The following is a 19687-nucleotide window of genomic DNA, read 5'->3' as shown; positions in this document are numbered from 1 at the left end:
CACATGGACACTGTATATGAAGGCGATATTCGTTATCGCCAGTATCTCAGCGCGCAGGGCACAGCCACGACCGAATTACCGGACTGGGCAAAAGATCCCGAATGGCTGACCCTCTGCTACCGCAATATGGTTCTGGCACGTGCCCTGGATAATAAAGCGATCGCGCTGCAGCGCACCGGCCAGCTCGGCACTTACGCCTCCCTGCTGGGATCGGAAGCGATCGACGTACCCGCCGGATTGCTGATGCGTCCTGAAGATGTACTGATCCCGTACTACCGCAATCACGCCAGCCAGATGCTGCGTGGCATGCCGATGGAGGAGGTCCTGCTGTACTGGGGCGGTGATGAACGCGGTAACGCATCTGCTCAGCAGGGACAGGACTTTCCCAACTGTGTACCTATTGCCACCCAATCGATGCACGCCTGTGGCGTTGCCACCGCCATCAAGATGCGTAATGAAAAACGTGTTGCCGTAACCTTCTGCGGCGACGGCGCCACCTCCAAGGGTGACTTCCTCGAAGGCCTGAACGTGGCCGGTGCCTGGCAGTTGCCGGTGGTCTTTGTGGTGAACAACAACCAATGGGCGATCTCCGTGCCCCGTGCCCTGCAGAGCGGCGCACCCACACTGGCACAAAAAGCGATCGGCGCGGGTATCCGTGGCGAACAGGTGGACGGTAACGACGTGATCGCCGTGCGCGAAGCGTTCGAGCTGGCCCTGGAGCGAGCCCGTGACGGCAAAGGTCCTAGCCTGATCGAAGCGATCAGCTACCGCCTGTCAGACCACACCACCGCCGACGACGCCACCCGTTACCGCGACAACGAGGAGTTGAAGAAAGCCTGGGAACTGGAACCGGTTAAACGCCTGCGCACTTTCCTGCACAGCCAGGGTTGGTGGGATGAAACCCAGGAAACCGTCTGGCAGGAGGAGGTCAACAGCATGGTGCAAACCGCCACCGAACGTTACCTGGCCACACCGGCCCAACCGATCGAATCGATCTTTGATCATCTGTTTGCCGAACTGCCCAAGCAGCTGCACGAACAGCGTGACTGGGCGATGGTAAAAGCGATGAAAGGAGGCACACACCATGACTCATGAAGCAATTACCATGGTCGAAGCGGTCAACCTGGCGCTCGCCCATGAGTTGGAACATGACGAGAACGTGGTCATCCTGGGTGAAGACGTGGGCACCAACGGCGGTGTATTTCGCGCCACTGCCGGCCTGAAAGACCGTTTCGGTCACCGTCGGGTGATGGACACCCCACTGGCGGAAGCGATGATCGGTGGTCTCACCGTGGGGATGGCCAGCCAGGGCCTGAAGCCTGTCGCTGAGATCCAGTTTATGGGCTTTATCTTCCCCGCACTGGAGCACATCATCTGCCATGCGGCCCGCTTGCGTAACCGTACCCGCGGCCGTCTGACCTGCCCGATGGTGCTGCGCGCGCCCTTTGGCGGTGGTATCCGTGCACCGGAGCACCACTCCGAGAGCACCGAAACTCTGCTCGCCCACATTCCGGGTCTGCGGGTGGTGATTCCCTCCTCCCCTGCCCGTGCCTACGGCTTGCTGCTGTCCGCCATTCGAAATCCCGATCCAGTGATCTTCCTGGAACCCAAACGGATCTACCGCGCCAGCAAACAGCCAGTACCGGACAACGGCGCCGCCCTGCCACTGGACACCTGCTTCACCCTGCGCGAGGGCTCCGACATCACCCTGGTGAGTTGGGGCGCAATGGTGAAGGAAACCCTGGAAGCGGCCGAACAGCTGGCAGAGGAAGGCATCAGTTGCGAGGTGATCGACGTCGCGACCATCAGCCCGCTGGATATGGACACCATCCTGGCGTCCGTTGCCAAAACCGGCCGTTGTGCCATCGTTCACGAGGCCTCCCGTAATCTCGGTGTCGGTGCCGAGATCGCAGCTAATTTGTGCGAAAAAGCATTGATGGATCTGCAAGCGCCGCCGGTGCGTATAACCGGTTATGACACGGTGATGCCGTACTACCGACTGGAAAACCACTTTATGCCCAACACCGCCGATATTAAGGATGCGGTCAGACAGACACTGGAGTTCGTATGAAATACTTCAAACTGCCGGACCTGGGTGAAGGACTGCCCGAGGCCGAAATTGTGGAATGGCACGTCAAGGAAGGTGATGAGGTAAAAACTGACCAGATCCTGGCATCGGTGGAAACTGCTAAGGCGATTGTTGAAGTCCCTTCGCCGCAGGACGGCGTGATCGCCCACCTGTTTGGTGATGTGGGCGATACCATCCACACCGGCGAACCACTGGTTGAATACATCAGTGAAGAGAGCGACGACAGCGGCACCGTGGTGGGCGAAATCCCCACCGCCGACAGTACTGCCGCCGGCGATGACTTTATCATCGGCGCCGCACCCAGCACCCGCGCCCACCAGAGTGCCCGTGCCACACCGGCAGTGCGTGCCCTGGCCAAACGCCTGAACGTGGACCTCAACGGCCTGCAGGGCAGCGGACGGGAAGGCGCCATCACTCCTCAGGATGTGGAACAAGCCGCCAACATGAACCGTACCCACGGTCATGCCAAACCGTTGCGCGGGGTACGTAAGCAGATGGCCAAAACCATGGCGCTGGCCCATGCAGAAGTGGTTCCGGTCACTCTGTGTGAAGACGCCGATATCCACAGCTGGCCGAAAGGCACCGATATCACCATGCGGCTGGTGAATGCTATTGCCGCAGCCTGCAAAGCGGAGCCTGCGCTGAATACCTGGTTCGACGGCAATAATCTGAGTCGACGCCAGCACCGCAAAATCAATCTTGGGGTCGCGGTGGATACCGATCAGGGACTGTTTGTGCCGGTATTGCGTGATATCGGACGGCGCAGCAGTGAAGAGTTGCGCGCCGGTCTCGATCAGATGCGGGCCGACGTCAAAGCCCGCACCATCCCGCCAAAAGAGCTGCAGGGAGCGACTATCACACTCAGCAACTTTGGCACCATCGCCGGTCGTTACGCCTCTCCGGTGGTCGTTCCACCGCAGGTGGCGATTCTCGGCGCCGGGGTGATCCGCGAGCAGCCGGTTGCGGTTAATGGCGAGCTGGTTGTGCACCGGGTGATGCCCCTTTCGCTGACGTTTGACCACCGCGCTGCCACCGGTGGGGAAGCCGCACGTTTTATGGGGGAAATCATTCGAGTTCTTGAACAGGAATTCTCTGAAGAATCAATTGGTTAAAATTCGAACAAGCGTTGTCTAAAAAACAGAATCAATTCGTTCGACACCCCAAAATGTGAACTACACTAAAAAGCGAAACAACCAGAGAGAACAACACGATGAGCCCTTAAGCGTCTGATTTTAAAGGATCTCAATAGGAAGGTGACCACAATGAGTATTTTTGAGCATTATAGAACCCGCTACGAGTCAACGAAGCAAGAAGAGATGTCTCTGCACGAGTATCTCGATCTGTGTAAGCAAGACCCGTCGGTATATGCCGATGCTGCAGAAAGGATGCTACAGGCGATTGGTGAGCCGGAGATTGTAGATACTGCCTCCGACCCACGTCTCAGCCGCATCTTCTCCAATAAACTGATCAAGCGCTACCCTGCGTTCAGCGAATTTTATGGAATGGAAGATGCCATCGAAAACATTGTGGCGTATTTCAAACATGCAGCTCAGGGACTCGAAGAGCGCAAACAGATCCTTTATCTTCTAGGTCCGGTGGGTGGCGGTAAATCCTCACTGGCAGAACGGCTGAAGTACCTGATGCAACACGTGCCGTTCTACGCAATCAAGGACTCCCCGGTGTTTGAATCACCGCTGGGGCTGTTTAATCCGGAAGAGGACGCTTCCATTCTGGAAGAGGAATACGGTATTCCTCAACGCTACCTGAAAGGCGTTATGTCTCCGTGGGCCGTAAAACGCCTGCATGAGTACGGCGGCGACATCACCAAGTTCCGTGTTGTTAAGCTTTATCCGTCTGTGCTTGACCAGATCGCCATCGCGAAAACAGAACCGGGCGATGAGAACAACCAGGATATCTCCAGCCTGGTGGGTAAGGTTGATATTCGTAAGCTGGAAGAGTTTGCCCAGCACGATCCCGATGCCTACAGCTTCTCCGGTGCGCTATGTCGTGCCAACCAGGGTATGATGGAGTTTGTAGAGATGTTTAAAGCGCCGATTAAAGTGCTGCACCCTCTGCTAACCGCGACCCAGGAAGGCAACTACAACAGCACCGAAGGTATGGGTGCCATCCCATACAACGGCATCATCATGGCGCACTCCAACGAATCGGAGTGGCAGGCCTTCAAGAACAACAAAACCAATGAAGCCTTCATCGACCGTGTGTATATCGTGAAGGTGCCGTACTGTACCCGTGTTACCGAAGAGATCCATATCTACGAGAAGCTGCTGGAGCACAGCTCGCTGTCCTCTGCACCCTGTGCACCAGACACACTCAACATGCTGGCCCAGTTCTCCGTGCTGTCACGTGTGAAGTCACCGGAAAACTCCAGCATATACTCCAAGATGCGGATCTACGACGGTGAGAACCTGAAAGACACCGATCCAAAAGCCAAATCCTTGCAGGAGTACAAAGACTCCGCCGGTGTGGACGAGGGCATGGACGGTCTTTCCACCCGATTTGCGTTCAAGATCCTGTCCAAGGTGTTCAACTTCGATCCATCTGAAGTGGCCGCCAACCCAGTACACCTGATGTACGTGCTGGAAAAAGAGATCGAACAGCAGCAGTTCCCACCGGAGATGCAGGAACGTTACGTGGGCTTCCTGAAGGAATTCGTCACACCGAAATATATCGAGTTCCTGGGCAAAGAGATCCAGACCGCGTATCTGGAATCCTACTCCGAGTACGGTCAGAACATATTTGACCGCTACGTAACTTATGCCGACTTCTGGATTCAGGATCAGGAATACCGCGATCCGGAAACCGGTGACATTCTGGACCGACAGGCGATCAGCGAAGAGCTGGAGAAAATCGAAAAACCTGCCGGTATCAGTAATCCAAAAGATTTCCGCCATGAAATCGTCAACTTCGTTCTGCGCGCTCGGGCCTCCAACCACGGTAAGAACCCGGCCTGGTCCAGCTACGAGAAGATGCGTACGGTGATCGAGAAGAAGATGTTCTCCAACACAGAAGATCTGCTTCCTGTTATCTCCTTCAACGCCAAAGCTTCCAGCGACGACCAGAAGAAGCACAGCGAGTTTGTTAAACGCATGATCGAACGTGGATACACCGAGAAGCAGGTTCGCCTGCTGTCCGAGTGGTACATCCGCGTACGTAAGTCGCAGTAATCGCTGAATAGCAGACTGCCCGGAGGGCCGCCTGGCTCTCCGGATATTACGGATCAATTAGCAGGTCGCTGTTTGCGCAGGCTGTAAGTAAGCATCGACCCTTCATGGGGATCGGAAGTATGAGCTATATCATCGACCGCCGTCAGAACTCGAAGAAGAAAAGCACGGTCAATCGCCAGCGCTTTCTGAAACGCTATAAGAAGCATATCAAGGAAGCGGTAGAGGATGCGGTAAACAGTCGCTCGATCACCAACATCGATCAGGGCGGTTCGGTTACCATCCCCCGACGCGATATTTCCGAGCCGATCTTCCACCACGGTCCTGGTGGCAAGACAAAACGTGTATTCCCGGGCAACAAGGAGTTTGTAGTCGGGGATGAATTTCAGCGCCCTTCCGGTGGTGGCGGTGGTGGCGGTGCCGGTGAAGGCAGCGCCAGCAACCAGGGTGAAGGGATGGACGACTTCACCTTCCAGATCAGCCAGGATGAGTTCCTCGACTTTATGTTCGACGGCCTGGAGCTGCCCTATCTGGTCAAGAAGCAGCTGAAGAACACCACCCAGTTTGAAACCCGTCGCGCCGGCTTTACCAATGCCGGGGCACCGGAAAAGATCCATATCGTGCGCTCCCTGCGCTCGGCTCAGGCCCGCCGTGTCGCCTTGAGCGGCAAAGAACGCCGCGAAATACGCGAACTCGAGCAGGAGATCCTGACGCTGGAAGCCCGTCTACCCGACGAGGAAGCGGCTCAGCAGATCGTGTGTCTGCGCGAGCGCGTGGAGGAGCTGAAAGAGCACATCAAGCGCATTCCATGGATCGACGACTTCGACATCAAATACAACAACACCATCCGGGTACCGGTACCGTCCAGTAAGGCGGTGATGTTTTGCGTGATGGACGTGTCCGGCTCCATGACCCAAAGCATCAAAGATATCGCCAAGCGTTTCTTTGTCCTGCTGTACCTGTTCCTGAAGCGGAACTACAAACAGATTGAAGTGGTGTTTGTGCGCCATCATACCCACGCCAAAGAAGTGGATGAACAGGAGTTTTTCTACTCCCGTGAAACCGGCGGCACCATCGTTTCCAGCGCGCTCAAGCTGACCGCTGAGATTCTGGAAGACCGCTACCCACCAGGCGATTGGAACATCTATGTCGCCCAGGCCTCGGACGGGGATAACTGGGATGGTGACTCCAACATCTGTGGCGATCTGCTGGACGCTAAGATCCTGCCAAAAGTGCAGTATTTCTCTTATGTAGAGATCACCACCGGTCCACACCAGAATCTGTGGATGGAGTACGAGAAGGTGCATGCGAAATGGGAAGAAGCGTTCGCCATGCATCAGATAACGGATGCATCGGAAATCTATCCTGTCTTCCGTAAGCTGTTTGAGAAGAAGACCGAGGGGGCCGCATGAAGAAGGAACCTATCTCCACCGGCGCAGAATGGACCTTTGAACTGATCGAGCGATACGACCGGGAAATTGCCCGTATCGCCGAGGGTTTTGGTCTGGACACCTATCCCAATCAGATTGAGATCATCACGTCCGAACAGATGATGGACGCCTACGCCTCCGTGGGCATGCCACTCAACTACAACCACTGGTCGTTCGGCAAACAGTTTGTTGAAACGGAACAGAACTACAAACGCGGACGTATGGGCCTGGCGTACGAGATCGTGATCAATTCCGATCCCTGCATCTCCTACTTGATGGAGGAGAACACCATGACCATGCAGGCACTGGTGATTGCGCACGCCTGCTACGGTCACAACTCCTTCTTCAAGGGTAACTACCTGTTCCGCACCTGGACCGATGCCACGGCGATCATCGACTATCTGCTGTTCGCCAAGAACTACATCCGCAAATGCGAAGAGCGTTACGGCGTGACCGAGGTGGAAGAGATCCTCGACTCCTGCCACGCCCTGATGAACTACGGCGTGAACCGTTACCAGCGTCCACAACCCCTCACCGCGGCGGAAGAGCGCGAACGCCAGCAGGCACGCGAAGAGTACATCCAGCGCCATGTTAACCAGCTGTGGAACACCATCCCGCAGAAGGAAACAGAGGCAAAAGCCACCGAGCAGCGCTTCCCGGCTGAACCCGAGGAGAACATTCTTTATTTCGTCGAGAAGAATGCACCACTTCTGGAGCCCTGGCAGCGTGAGATCATCCGTATCGTGCGCAAGGTCTCCCAGTATTTCTATCCTCAGAAACAGACCCAGGTGATGAACGAGGGTTGGGCTTGCTTCTGGCACTACACCCTGCTGCACGCCTTGTATGATGAGGGTTTGGTGACCGATGGCTTTATGATGGAGTTCCTCCACTCCCACTCCAGCGTAATCTACCAGCCACCGTTTGATAGCCCGTACTTCAGCGGTATCAATCCTTACACCCTGGGTTACAACATGATGCAGGATATCCGCCGCATCTGTGAAAACCCAACCGCCGAAGACCGCGATTGGTTCCCGGATATTGCTGGCAGCGACTGGAACGAAACCCTGCACAACGCCATGCGCAACTACAAGGATGAGAGCTTCATTCTGCAGTTCCTGTCGCCGGCACTGATCCGTGAATTGAAACTGTTCACCATCCTGGACGATTCGGAGAAACCAACCTTAGGCGTCTCTTCAATCCACGACGAGATCGGTTATCAGCAGATCCGAGAAGACCTGTCGGCCCAGTACAACCTGGGTAACCGTGAACCGAATATCCAGGTGTATAACGTGAATGTTCGCGGCGATCGTGCTCTGACCCTGCGCCACTATGTGCACAACGGCCAGCCACTAGCCGAGGACGGTGAAGAGGTATTGCGTCACTTGCACCGCTTGTGGGGCTTTGATGTGCATCTGGAGTCGGTACTGCCGGACGGTACGGTCAGCAACTCGATGCATTGTCCGCCGATACAAACGGACATGATTCAAGCAGCGATTTAATGATTCCCCGCTCATCGCTATACTGCTGTGAACTCAGCCGTATTTAGCAATGAAGGGTATCACTATGGACTGTTTGTTCTGCAAGATTCTGAACAAGGAAATTCCGGCAGATATTATCTACGAAGATGACCAGGTCATCGCTTTCAACGATATCAACCCGCAGGCACCAACCCACGCGTTGGTGATCCCGCGGAAACATATTGCCTCCACCAATGAGATTGCTGACGAAGACCAGGCACTGGTGGGCCACATGGTGCAGGTCGCAGGTAAGATCGCCAAGGAACAGGGCTTTGACGAAAGCGGTTACCGCACCGTCTTCAACTGTAACGGCCACGGCGGTCAGACCGTGTTCCACATCCACCTGCATCTGTTGGGCGGCAAGCCACTGGGTTGGCCACCGTACTTCGATGAGAACCTCAAACAGCCGGTGGCATAACGGCACAAAAAACGGGCGCTTCAGGCGCCCGTTTTAGTTACTGCGATAATAACGTCAGCCGCTCTAACGGTATTTAGCAGCCGTAATAAATTCACCGAAGGTCTCACACCAGACCAGTACCGTATTGTACTGTTCCAGATCGACCCCCTCAGGCAGGGTTACCACGAAGTTATCGAAGGTTTTGATCTCACCCACCTGCACTGAGTTGCGCTTAACCTGTAGGAACTGCTCTTCCGTTTCCACAAACTCAGGAGCCAGGTAGAGCTTGTAATCCGGACCCGGTGACACCTCCCCCATCAGGGAGATCGCTTTAGGGCTGACATACACGGTGCCCTCGCCCCAGTGCAGCAGATCACTGCCCGCCAGATCACGCTTAAACTCAGCATTGTAGGTCGAGGTGGAGGCGACCGCTTCCACTTCGGTCATCGATGGTCCCTGCGGCTCGGTCAGGATGGGCAGCATGTAGATACCCAGCGCAAAACCAAGCGCTACAGCACCAAGGTGAGTGATCAGTAAAAAGATACGCTTCATGGGCTCCTCCAATTGCGTCTGGCGATAACCGTTATCTATGGCTACAGCAGGCACCGCACGCGGTACATCAGTTTTCAGGTTATTGTAAGTGTAGGCGGAAATTGCCTGGAACTATGAAAAAGGCAGCCAAATCGGCTGCCCTTCTCTTTAGCACTCAATCACATCAGCCGCGGCTCAGCAGCTCACGCAGATCGATGATCGCCGCATTGGCGCGGGAGATATAGTTCGCCATCACCAGAGAGTGGTTGGCAAACAGGCCGAAGCCACCACCATTGAGGATCATCGGGCTCCACACGGTATCCTGAGAGGCTTCAAGCTCACGGATAATCTGACGCAGGCTGACACGGGCATTTTTCTTGTCCAGCGTTGGGCCGAAGTCCGCTTCCATGGCACGCAGGACGTGCAGCAGAGCCCAGGTATAACCCCGTGCTTCGTAGAATACGTCATCGATCTCAAGCCACGGTGTTTTCACTTCCTGCTCGGATGCGGTGGCTGTTGACTGGGTTGCTTCCGCTTCGCCCGCCAGATCGGTGTTCAGACGCTTCTGACCCACACTGGCACTCAGGCGCTGGGACAGGCTACCCAGACGGGTTTGTACGTCCGCCAACCAGTTATTCAGGTTGTCAGCACGGGCGTAGAACTGAGCATCTGCCTGGCCACCGTCTGCCAGTGCAGTCAGGTAGGTCTGCAGCGCTTCCAGGCCCTCTTTGTACTGGGACTCGGAGGATGGCAGCATCCAACTGCTGTTGTCGAAATGGAACTGCGGCTCAGCAACGGTCAGCGCCGGGTATTCAACCGACTGGGACTGGGAACGACTGAAATCCTTACGCAGTGCACGGCTCAGGTCACGTACCTGTACCAGCACACCAAACTCCCAGTGGCTGATATTGTCCAGCCAGACACCCGGAGGGGTACGGTCGTTGGTGATGTAGCCACCCGGCTTATCCATCAGGGTCGTCATCACCTGATTGAGGGTGTACACCGTGGTATAACCCGTTGCCGGTGTCAGGCCACGCGCCTGCGCATCCTCTTTCGCCGCTGCAACCGGATCAAACTCCGCCGGTGTCATACTCCAGTACATGCCTACCGGAATCGACAGCACCAGGTATGCGCCCAATGCAGCCAGAACCATACGCACCAGTTTACCGCCCGGTGTGGCATCCCAAAGATCCACACACCAATCAAATAGTCGTCCCATCTGTCTTCCCTAAGTACTTGGTATGCGCGTGATTATGCCCCATCCACCGACAACTGGACAGGTTCCAAAACCTAAAATCGGACAATATCTGATCGGTGGCAGCTGGGAAGGATTAAATGTCCTTCACCATCATCAACCACTTACCGTTGTGGATAAGGCTGCCAAAGCGGATGAACTCCTCTTCGGCAATCACCTGAAAGCCAAACCCCTGGCACAACGAACAGGCTTCGGTGTTTTCGCTGGCGACCGCGATACTGAGCTGGCGCAGACGCATCGTCTGTGCTTTTTGCTCAATCGCTTCCAATAGCTGCATGGCAAGACCGCGGTGACGCACACTTTCATCCACAGCCAGCGCCGTGATGTTCCACGTATGCTGTACCTTGGTTTCAAGCTGGATCAACGGTCGGATAAACGGCAGGAAGTCATCCAGCCGGACCGGCAGATTGCTGCCCTGCAGATGCCGCCCGGAAATCAGCCCCAGAACCTGGTGGCCCTGTGCGATGACCGTTGTGTTGTGAAAACTGAAGATGCCGCTATCTTTCGCAATCAGACGAGCCCCGGCTTGCAAAGGGGTCTCTTCCCCTTGCGCCAGGTGCTCCCAGATACATCCAGACATCCCTTCGGACGATAGATTGGTCAGATAGGCAAGTGCGTCGGCATCGGTTGAAAAAGCCGGCCTGATGTTCATCGCCATACCCCTAGCTATCGCTAACACTCTAAGGATAGACCGTAACGTTCAGGTTTGACGTGAATATGTAAAGCAGGGCTTACAATTAAGCGATTGTGTTATTCCTGCATGGCACAAAACACCTGCCAGTCCTGCTGCACGCAACGTGCATAATGCGGCGCAACCGCACGCAACAGGCGCACAAACGCCTTTTTCTGCGGCAGAATTTCACTGCGAATGAAATCACTGAAGCGTGACTCAGGCTCCTGCACGCAGTACGCGCCCCGTGCATGCTCACGGCCTAGCACCTCACCCCAGATCGCCGCCATCTCCAAGTACTCATCGGCATTAAGCTTGTGTGCCGGATAGTCTTTCTTAAACGGCGAGCGCTCCCTGACCGAGTACAGCTTCCCTTCCAAACTCAGCCAGCCTAACCAGCCGTCCGGATGCTCAGCGATCGCCCGGAACGCATCCGCGTGGCGCCGCCCTTCATGGGTAAAGGTTTCCCGGTACCACTGCTGTTCCGGCAGTGGCATCGCTTCCACTGAAGCCGGTTCACGTTGCTGCTTGATATCCAGAATCACGTTTTCCCGTGGACAATCTCCCTCCACCAGCACGTAGTAGCGACGGCTGCCCAATGAGCCGGTGCCGGCCTGGGTACGGCGGGCGACATCCAGCACTTTCGGAATACCATCCACTTCCGGTATCCGGGTCTGGTGATAGTCATCCACGGCAGCTTTGATCTTCAGAAACAGATCATCTTCCAGCGCTTCCAGTTTCTCATGCTGGTGATCAAAGGTATGAAAACCCTCCTGCGTCCACTTACCCAGCATCCGCTCCCGGGTATTTTTCTCATGGACTTTTTGCAGGAATTTTCGCAGGGGCTTTGGGGCATGTTCCATACGGATCGCCGGACAATCGGGGTTAGCTTCCGCCACGGTGGTAACATAACTGTTGCCCAGTTTTTTCACCGCCTGGTCCACCAATTCATCGCTGTAGAACTCACGCTCCTGCAGATCCAGCACCATGCTCGCCGCCAATCGCCACAGGTCAAACTGATAATCGGCAACCACTGCATCATCAAAGTCGTCCATGCCGAAATAGATCCGGTTCTGGTGATCGTGCAGCGCGCCAAAGTTATAGATATGCGCATCACCCTGCAGCCAGATCTGGCTCTCCGGGCGGCCACCAAACAGCGAGATACGCCAATCCCGCGACACATCGTACCAGTAGAGGTGGCTGCTGCCCCGATAGAAAATAAACGGTGACTGTGCCATTTTTTCAAACTTCAGTGCCCGATCCGACTCGGGCAACCCGGCATTAAAGCGTTCAATCTGTTCCTGAACTTGCACCGCCCGGGTGTGAAGAACTTTCATCTGTCGCTCCTTCTACTGGTCTGCTTGCTCTGAAACAGTGGCAACAAAAAAGCCCGATTGCAATCACAACCGGGCTTTCAGATGTTTACGACAGAACAGGGATCAAAGCTTGAACTTCTGCACCAGCATATTCAGCTCATGAATCTCACGACGGATCTCTTCGGTCGCTTCCACCACGCGCTGGGTATCTTCCTTGGTTTCCCCGGCCACGGCGGAGATATTCACCACGCGCTGATCGATGTCGGCCGCAACAGCACTCTGCTCCTCGGAAGCAGTGGAGATCATGGTGTTCATAGAGGAGATGGTGGAGGTGGAGTCAATAATACCCTGCAACGCCTCGGCCCCCGCCTGGGACAATTCACTGCTCTCACCCGCCAACTGGGTACTGCGCTCCATCGAGGATACTGCGGTCTGTGACTGCTGCTGCAAACGCTCGACAATGTCCTGAATCTGGTGGGTAGACTGCTGGGTTCGTTGTGCCAAGGTGCGTACTTCATCCGCCACAACCGCAAAGCCACGCCCCTGCTCACCGGCCCGCGCCGCTTCGATCGCTGCGTTCAGTGCCAGCAGGTTGGTCTGCTCGGCAATATCGTTGATCACCGAGGTCACCTGATCAACCGCCTGGGTTTCGCTCTCCAGCTGCAGCAACATCTCTTCGGTTGCTTTCAGTGTTTTCAGCATCTCCTTAGACTGCATCTCGGAACGGCGCACCATTTCGCCACCGGTATTCGCCTGCTTATCGGTTTCACCGGCCGCCCGTTCGGCCTCGACAGCATTGCCGGCAACTTCCTGGACGGTGGCGGCCATCTCAGTGATCGCGGCAGCCACCTGTTCCAGATCGTCATACTGACGGCTTACACCACGCTCAGTATCCGCGGTAGCCTTAGCCACACGGCCTACATGACGGTCAGTATTACCGGCTACGGCCTGCACTTTCGCCATCAGATCACTGACATGCTGCAACATATCGTTGTAGCACTTAAACAAGCGGCCAATCTCGTTGTCTTCGCGGGTGATACTGAAACGGTGGCTGAAGTCACCACTGCCCACCTGGGTCATTCGCTTCTCCAGACGCAGGATGTTATCCATCAGCATGCGCAGGCCAAAGACGCGCCCCATCACCACTAGCACCAGGATCAAAATGACACAGACAAAGGCGATCATCAGGTAGCTGCGGGTAATGCTGCTGGACTCTTTGGTCATCATCACCACCGCTTTGTTCATCTCCTTAAGAACAACCGGTGACTGTTTATGAATTTGGGAGAGTGTTTCGTTGGAGGCGTTGTCGATATGACGCAGCAGAAGGCCTTTATAGTTTTTCCACAATCCCTCTACCTTCTGCAACTGCGCCAGGATCTCAGGATTGGTGATCCGCTTCATATTCTGTGCGGAATCACCATCCACAATTGCCCGGTGAGAGCGCTCGAACAAGGTGATTGTTTTTTCCAACACCGCCCGTTGCTCAATCCCGGCTTCCACCAGCATCGCCTCTTTCGCAATACGCTGACTCAGCATGCGCTGTCGACCAGCCACGTTAATGGTATTCGGGTCAATCGCCATACTAAGGTACAGGGAGATACCCGATGCCGCCGCCAATAAGAAGATGATTGCGTACGACAACAGAAACTGCTGGTTCAGCGTGCGACAGCCCAATGCACGTAACATTCCGTCGATTACTCGGGCAATACCGGTATTCATTTAGAACACTCCCTCAATAAATGGTTATCCGCTTGAGTGTAGAACAAAGTTATAAGCTTACTACTGTAATAAATGGTGTTTTCGGCAGGTTGATTCAGAAGTTAAGCCCTCTGATACATATCAATAGTCGTAATTGCTGCACTGCGTCATAATGGCTTCACAGAGTTATCATAGCCTTTAGTCCAATACCCATAGACGCAGGCAAAGAACGGGAAACGCGAACATCGATTCCCAATATTAAGGAAAACGTACGATGATTATTAAAGAGAAACCTCCCCTTCATGATCAGCTGGAGTTCTTTATCGAGCAGGCGATCAAAGCCACGCCAATTCGTACTGCCGTTGTTCATCCTGTCGACCACAATAGCCTGGTGGGCGCTGTTGAAGCAGCCGAGCAAGGTCTGATCCAGCCAATCCTGGTGGGCCCGGAAAATAAAATCCAAGCCGCTGCCGACGAAAATAACCTCGACATCACCCCTTACGAAATCATCGACGTTCCGCACAGCCATGCAGCAGCCGAACATTCTTGCAATCTTATTCGCACCGCTGACGCCTGTGCCTTGATGAAAGGCAATTTAGCGACGTCTGAGCTGTTAAGTGCTGTGGTGCATAAAACCAAGGGTATTCGTACCGAGCGTCGCCTGAGCCACGTGTTTGTATTTGATGTGCCGAACTACCACAAACCACTGATCATCACTGACGCGGCGATCAACATCGCCCCCGATCTGATGACCAAGCGTGATATCACCCAGAACGCCATCGATTTCTGCCATGCTTTGGGTGTGGATGTACCCAAGGTGGTGATCCTGTCTGCGGTGGAGAAAGTGAAACCGGCGATTCAGAGCACCATCGATGCAGCAGCACTGTGCAAAATGGCTGATCGCGAGCAGATCCGTGGTGGCATCCTGGATGGCCCGCTGGCGTTTGATAACGCGATCTCCCAGCAGGCTGCTATCGACAAACACATCAAGTCGGTTGTATCCGGTGATGCCGACATCCTGCTTGCACCGGACCTGGAATCCGCCAATATGATCGCTAAGCAACTGGTCTACCTGGCCGACGCAAAATCCGCGGGGATCGCATTGGGAGCCAAGGTACCGATCATCCTTACCAGTCGTTCCGAGAAAACCCTAGGCCGTCTGGCCTCCTGCGCTCTGGCATCACACATGGTTCTGCACCCGAACGGTATTGAGTAATGAAGACTGTACTGACCGTCAATGGCGGTTCTTCAAGCCTGAAGTGTGCCCTCTTCGCTCAGGAGAAGAGCGGATTGAACCGTCTGTTTACCTTTAAACTGGGTAACATACTCGGTGATGCCCGTTGCAAAATTATCAACAGCGCTGGCGAAACAATAGAAAAAGCTGACCTGGATCTGTCTGCCGCATTCCGCGACAACCGTCACCAGGCCGCCCTGCAGCATGTGCTGAACTGGATTGGCGAGCAGGTGCCGAAGAGCGAGCTGATCGCCTTTGGCCACCGTGTGGTGCACGGCGGTGAGCAGTTCAGCAATCCAATGCGGGTGAATTCCCAGCTGCTGATGGCGCTGGAACAGTATGTACCGCTGGCGCCGCTGCACCAGCCCTACAACCTGAAGCTGATCCGTGCCTGCCAGATCCTGGAACCCTCACTGCCACAGATCGCCTGCTTCGACACCATGTTCCACGTCGGCCAGCCTAAAGTGGAGCGTAGCTACGCCATTCCACGCCGCTTCACCGAAGAGGGTGTACACCGCTACGGTTTTCATGGCCTGTCCTACGAGTTTATCCAGCGCCAGCTGACCCAACTGGAAAGCGGCAACCTGAATACCGTGATCTGTCACTTGGGCGCCGGCGCCAGCATGTGTGCGGTAAAAGCGGGTCAGTCGATCGCGTCCACCATGGGGTTTACCGCAGTGGATGGTCTACCCATGGGCAGCCGCTGCGGCAACATCGATCCGGGTGTATTGATCTACCTGGCACGTCATTACGATATGGATCTGGATGCGCTGGAAACCCTGATCAACAAGGAGAGTGGCCTGCTGGGCGTATCCGGCATCAGCGCCGATATGCTGGAACTGCACCAGGCGGATCATCCACACGCTGAAGAGGCGATCGACATGTTCGCCTACCGTATTGCGCTGGAGATCGGTCGCCTGACGGCGGCGCTGGAAGGCCTGCAGCAGCTGGTATTCACCGGCGGTATCGGTGAAAACGATGCCGACCTACGTCAGCGTGCGCTGGACCGCTGTAGCTGGCTGGGTATTCAGATTGATAAAGACGCCAACGATCGCGGCGCAAGCGTTATCAGCACGCCGGATTCCAGTATTGTGGTACGCGTGATCCCAACCGATGAAGAAGCGATGATCGCCACCCACGTGGAAGAACTGCTGCACGACTAACTGCTTTACGTGCCACCAATTCATTCCAGGCTCTGGACAGCACCTGCAATCGGGGCTAATCATGTAGTGATTGGCTCCGATTTGTTATATCCATGTTGAATCCATGCCAGAATCTACGGTTCAGACCGATCGATTCCGGATTCAACCCAGAGCAGGCTTGCAAACCATGCCCGAGCGTCACCATTACAGCCTCCCATTTCGCACTTTCATCCGCCGTTGCACACTGCTTCTGGTATCCCTGCTGATGGCTGTCAGCGGCAGTGTCTGGGCTGGGAAACTGGCCGATTACTGGATGTACGACGAATACTACGCAGAACACCCGGAACAACAGCAGGCCTCAGCCGAACTGATTGCCGCTGTGCGTAACGAATCGGTACCCGTGGGCACACCACACAAGAAGATCAAGATCGGCATCATCTACCCGTCCATCCAATACTCCGGGTACTGGTTGCGCAGTGTGCGCTCCTTTGCCTTGCGCATGGATGAACTGGGCATCAACTACGAACTGCAAACCCGCTACACCAAACCGTTCAGCGAGATCTCCAAACAGCTCACCCAAATAGAGCAGATGCTGGAGTGGAAGCCAGACTATCTGGTGTACACCCTGGATTCCGCCCGCCAGAGAGCAATGGTCGAGCGCCTGATTCGTGGCACCAACATCAAGTTGATCCTGCAGAACATCACCACCCCGATCAAAGACTGGGGCAGCCGCCAGCCGTTTATGTACACTGGTTTTGACCATGCCGAAGGCGCCAAACGGTTGGCGCAGTACTTCAGGCAACGCATGCCGCGGGGAACCCCCTACGCTGTGCTGTTCCGCAACAAAGGGCTGGTGAGTGAGATGCGTGGCCTGACCTTTATCCGGGAGATCGGCAGCTACCACAAGCTACGTACCAGTTATTACGCCAACTCCAACCGCGAGGGCGGTTACAAAGCCACCCTGCAGATCCTGAAAGAGACGCCGAACATCAAATACATCTATGCCTGTGGCACCGACACCGCAATTGGCGCATTGGATGCCCTACGTGAAACCGGTCGCCAGGACATCATCGTCAACGGCTGGGGCGGTGGGTCCGAGGAAATCCAGGAACTGGTCAATGGCAATCTTAAGGTGGTACTGATGCGCATGAACGACGCCAACGGCATCTCCATGGCGGAAGCGATCAAGCGTGATCTCGAAGGCAAACCGGTACCTCTGATCTTCTCGGGAGACTTCACTATACTGGATGAGAGTATGTCGCTGGATGAGATAAAACGGATGGAAAGCCAGGCTTTCCAATACTCCAACAAGGATTTGTGAACACGGCCCCACTATGCGCGCCAACCTACGGTTTAAAACCATCACCTTCCTGTTGCTGTTGCTGGCAACCTTTACCTTCCTCGTCTCATTTCTGATCAACATCTTCTATGAGTCGCGGGAGATCATCGGCAAACAGGTCGACTCTCACAACCACGCGATGTCGTTTCGCCTGGAGGAGGGCTTACGCACCTACCTGGATGGCGTGGAGGATAACCTGCTGACCATCCGCTCCAACGAGCGTATGATCGAGTCCTTCTACCGGGGTGATCAGGCCAACTTTCTTTCCACCCTCTCTGCCTGGGAAGAGGAGTTCGAAAAGGTCCGCTACGACTTCATCGCGGTCTCCTTTCACGGCTCCAACCGCTGTTTCCTGTTTGCCGGCTATTTCACCAAGCTGCACCACCTCTCCTGCGATGAACTGATTATCCGCAACGGCGGGCTGGACAGTTATGGTTGGAACACCCTGCAGATCAAGGACACCTTGCTTGGGGTGTACACCATCAACCTGGACATTAAAAGTTCAGGTAAGGTGATCGGTCAGTTGGCCGGTGGCATCAAACTCTCCGACAACCAGTACTTGCTGGAGAAGCTGTCGTTCTATGACCAGAATGGCCTGCGCAAAATCAGCTTCCAGTATGACAACCAACCGATCAGCACGGTGGAATTCCCCAGCCCCCGCCGGGATAACTGGCTAACGACATTGCTGGCGATGGAACAGGACGATACGGTAGTAACGTCATTAGGTGACACGGTATTAGGCGAGAACTTCAAAATTCAGTTCTCCCCCAACGATGATTTAAGCCAGGACCTGCGCCTGCAGTTCTGGGAGACCATGCTGTTTGGCTGCGTGGTTGCCCTGCTAATCTCCCTGGCGATCGCCTTCACCCTGTCCAGCTCCGTCGATACCCAGCTACAGTCACTGATCCTGTTCGCCCGTAAAGCACACGCCGATAAACGCACCACCTGGCGGCGCACCAATATCTCCGACTTCAACGCCATCGGCGAAGAGATCGTGCAGATCATGCGCGACCTGAAGCAGAAAGAGGAGATGCTGGAACGTACCAACACCGAACTGATCGCCATCAACGAAGACAAACGCCGCATCCTGCACCACCTGATCAGCTCGCAGGAGCATGAACGCTCGCGCATCTCCAACGACCTGCACGACGACATGAGCCAGCTGCTGGCGGTGGTACATATCAACCTGGTGACCCTGAAAGATCAGCTGATGCACGAAGATGCCTCCAAAGAAACCGTCAGCGAGTGCCTCAACATCATCAACCTGATGTACGACAAGGTCTACAACCGGATCGAATCCCTGCGTCCGTTCGAGATGAACGACTTCGGCCTGAGCATCAGTATTCCAAAAATCCCGACCATCAAGCAGCTTGAGATGCAGGATTATGGCGTGTTGATGGAGCTGGAGCAGGAAAAACCGCTGAAGGACGAAATCAAGTCCAACCTGTACCGCATCACCCAGGAGGCCCTGACCAATATTATGAAACATGCCAAAGGCACGCTGGTCACCATCAAGCTTAAAGATGAGTTGCAGGGGCTCAGGCTAATCATTGAGGATGACGGTGTGGGCTTGCCCAACTCACTGAAGAAAGAGGCCACACGCGGAGGTTTTGGTTTGATGAGTATTCAGGAGCGCGCGGATTATATGAACGCCACCCTGAGCATCGGCCCAGGTACCGATAACGAAGGTGTAGCCATTGATGTGTTTGTGCCGGCCGAGCACGCCTATAACGTAAAGAACACACCCGCGAAATAAACCCGGAACCTGCCGCTCTGAGTGAACAACCACTCGGTAGCACGAACTAAATCCACGACGCTTAGTCTGAACGTTCGTAGGAGTTTTACGCACACACGGAGGACAGTCAGTTATGCGTCTGTTTAAGCTTT

16 protein-coding genes are annotated in these 19687 nt (G+C 55.0%); 11 read left to right on the top strand and 5 right to left on the bottom strand.

All coding sequences use genetic code 11. The features are described 5' to 3' along the window. Positions 1-3: 3 nt before the first annotated feature. From pdhA to ACEQ15_RS14010, 7 genes are all read left to right on the top strand, one after another. Positions 4-1095, top strand: a complete 1092-nt coding sequence (gene pdhA / locus ACEQ15_RS14040) for a pyruvate dehydrogenase (acetyl-transferring) E1 component subunit alpha (protein ID WP_370279839.1) — start codon at positions 4-6, stop codon at positions 1093-1095. Beyond that, the gene (locus ACEQ15_RS14035; RefSeq protein ID WP_370279838.1) at positions 1085-2071 is read left to right on the top strand and encodes an alpha-ketoacid dehydrogenase subunit beta; all 987 of its coding nucleotides are present in this window, start codon (positions 1085-1087) and stop codon (positions 2069-2071) included. The genes pdhA and ACEQ15_RS14035 overlap by 11 nt, the downstream gene beginning before the upstream one ends. After that, positions 2068-3201, top strand: coding sequence for a dihydrolipoamide acetyltransferase family protein (locus tag ACEQ15_RS14030; RefSeq protein ID WP_370279837.1), 1134 nt, complete (start codon positions 2068-2070; stop codon positions 3199-3201). The genes ACEQ15_RS14035 and ACEQ15_RS14030 overlap by 4 nt, the downstream gene beginning before the upstream one ends. Positions 3202-3351: 150 nt before the next feature. Continuing rightward, a complete protein-coding gene (locus ACEQ15_RS14025; RefSeq protein WP_370279836.1) occupies positions 3352-5274 on the top strand; it encodes a PrkA family serine protein kinase in 1923 nt (640 codons plus the stop codon). A 119-nt stretch (positions 5275-5393) separates the two neighbouring features. After that, positions 5394-6683, top strand: coding sequence for a YeaH/YhbH family protein (locus tag ACEQ15_RS14020; RefSeq protein WP_370279835.1), 1290 nt, complete (start codon positions 5394-5396; stop codon positions 6681-6683). Next, positions 6680-8200, top strand: coding sequence for a SpoVR family protein (locus ACEQ15_RS14015; protein ID WP_370279834.1), 1521 nt, complete (start codon positions 6680-6682; stop codon positions 8198-8200). Before ACEQ15_RS14020 ends, ACEQ15_RS14015 begins: the two co-directional genes overlap by 4 nt. Positions 8201-8264: 64 nt before the next feature. After that, a complete protein-coding gene (locus tag ACEQ15_RS14010) occupies positions 8265-8636 on the top strand; it encodes a histidine triad nucleotide-binding protein (RefSeq protein WP_370279833.1) in 372 nt (123 codons plus the stop codon). Positions 8637-8699: 63 nt separating this feature from the next. Here the strand turns inward: ACEQ15_RS14010 and ACEQ15_RS14005 are convergent, their stop codons facing one another. From ACEQ15_RS14005 to ACEQ15_RS13985, 5 genes are all read right to left on the bottom strand, one after another. Further along, a complete protein-coding gene (locus tag ACEQ15_RS14005; RefSeq protein ID WP_370279832.1) occupies positions 8700-9167 on the bottom strand; it encodes a DM13 domain-containing protein in 468 nt (155 codons plus the stop codon). A gap of 163 nt (positions 9168-9330) precedes the next feature. After that, complete coding sequence (locus tag ACEQ15_RS14000) at positions 9331-10365, bottom strand: DUF2333 family protein (protein WP_370279831.1); 1035 nt, start codon at positions 10363-10365, stop codon at positions 9331-9333. Positions 10366-10477: 112 nt separating this feature from the next. Next, positions 10478-11053, bottom strand: a complete 576-nt coding sequence (locus ACEQ15_RS13995; protein WP_370279830.1) for a GNAT family N-acetyltransferase — start codon at positions 11051-11053, stop codon at positions 10478-10480. A 98-nt stretch (positions 11054-11151) separates the two neighbouring features. Then, a complete protein-coding gene (locus ACEQ15_RS13990) occupies positions 11152-12408 on the bottom strand; it encodes a DUF2252 family protein (RefSeq protein ID WP_370279829.1) in 1257 nt (418 codons plus the stop codon). 102 nt (positions 12409-12510) lie between these two features. Continuing rightward, entirely contained in the window at positions 12511-14106 is a 1596-nt protein-coding gene (locus ACEQ15_RS13985; protein WP_370279828.1) for a methyl-accepting chemotaxis protein, read from the bottom strand. Positions 14107-14359: 253 nt separating this feature from the next. Between ACEQ15_RS13985 and ACEQ15_RS13980 the strand changes: the two genes are divergently transcribed. From ACEQ15_RS13980 to ACEQ15_RS13965, 4 genes are all read left to right on the top strand, one after another. After that, positions 14360-15301: a bifunctional enoyl-CoA hydratase/phosphate acetyltransferase gene (locus ACEQ15_RS13980; RefSeq protein WP_370279827.1), complete on the top strand. Its 942-nt coding sequence runs from the start codon at positions 14360-14362 to the stop codon at positions 15299-15301. Then, positions 15301-16482, top strand: a complete 1182-nt coding sequence (locus tag ACEQ15_RS13975; protein WP_370279826.1) for an acetate/propionate family kinase — start codon at positions 15301-15303, stop codon at positions 16480-16482. The genes ACEQ15_RS13980 and ACEQ15_RS13975 overlap by 1 nt, the downstream gene beginning before the upstream one ends. 103 nt (positions 16483-16585) lie before the next feature. Then, on the top strand, positions 16586-17782 hold the full coding sequence (locus ACEQ15_RS13970; protein WP_370279825.1) for a substrate-binding domain-containing protein: 1197 nt from the start codon (positions 16586-16588) through the stop codon (positions 17780-17782). A 13-nt stretch (positions 17783-17795) separates the two neighbouring features. Beyond that, positions 17796-19556, top strand: coding sequence for a sensor histidine kinase (locus tag ACEQ15_RS13965; protein ID WP_370279824.1), 1761 nt, complete (start codon positions 17796-17798; stop codon positions 19554-19556). The last annotated feature ends 131 nt before the right edge of the window (positions 19557-19687 follow it).

The sequence above is a fragment of the Pontibacterium sp. genome, assembly GCF_964228735.1.
In the GTDB taxonomy this organism is placed as follows: domain Bacteria; phylum Pseudomonadota; class Gammaproteobacteria; order Pseudomonadales; family Balneatricaceae; genus Pontibacterium.
This window is presented reverse-complemented; position numbering and strand designations above follow the sequence as displayed.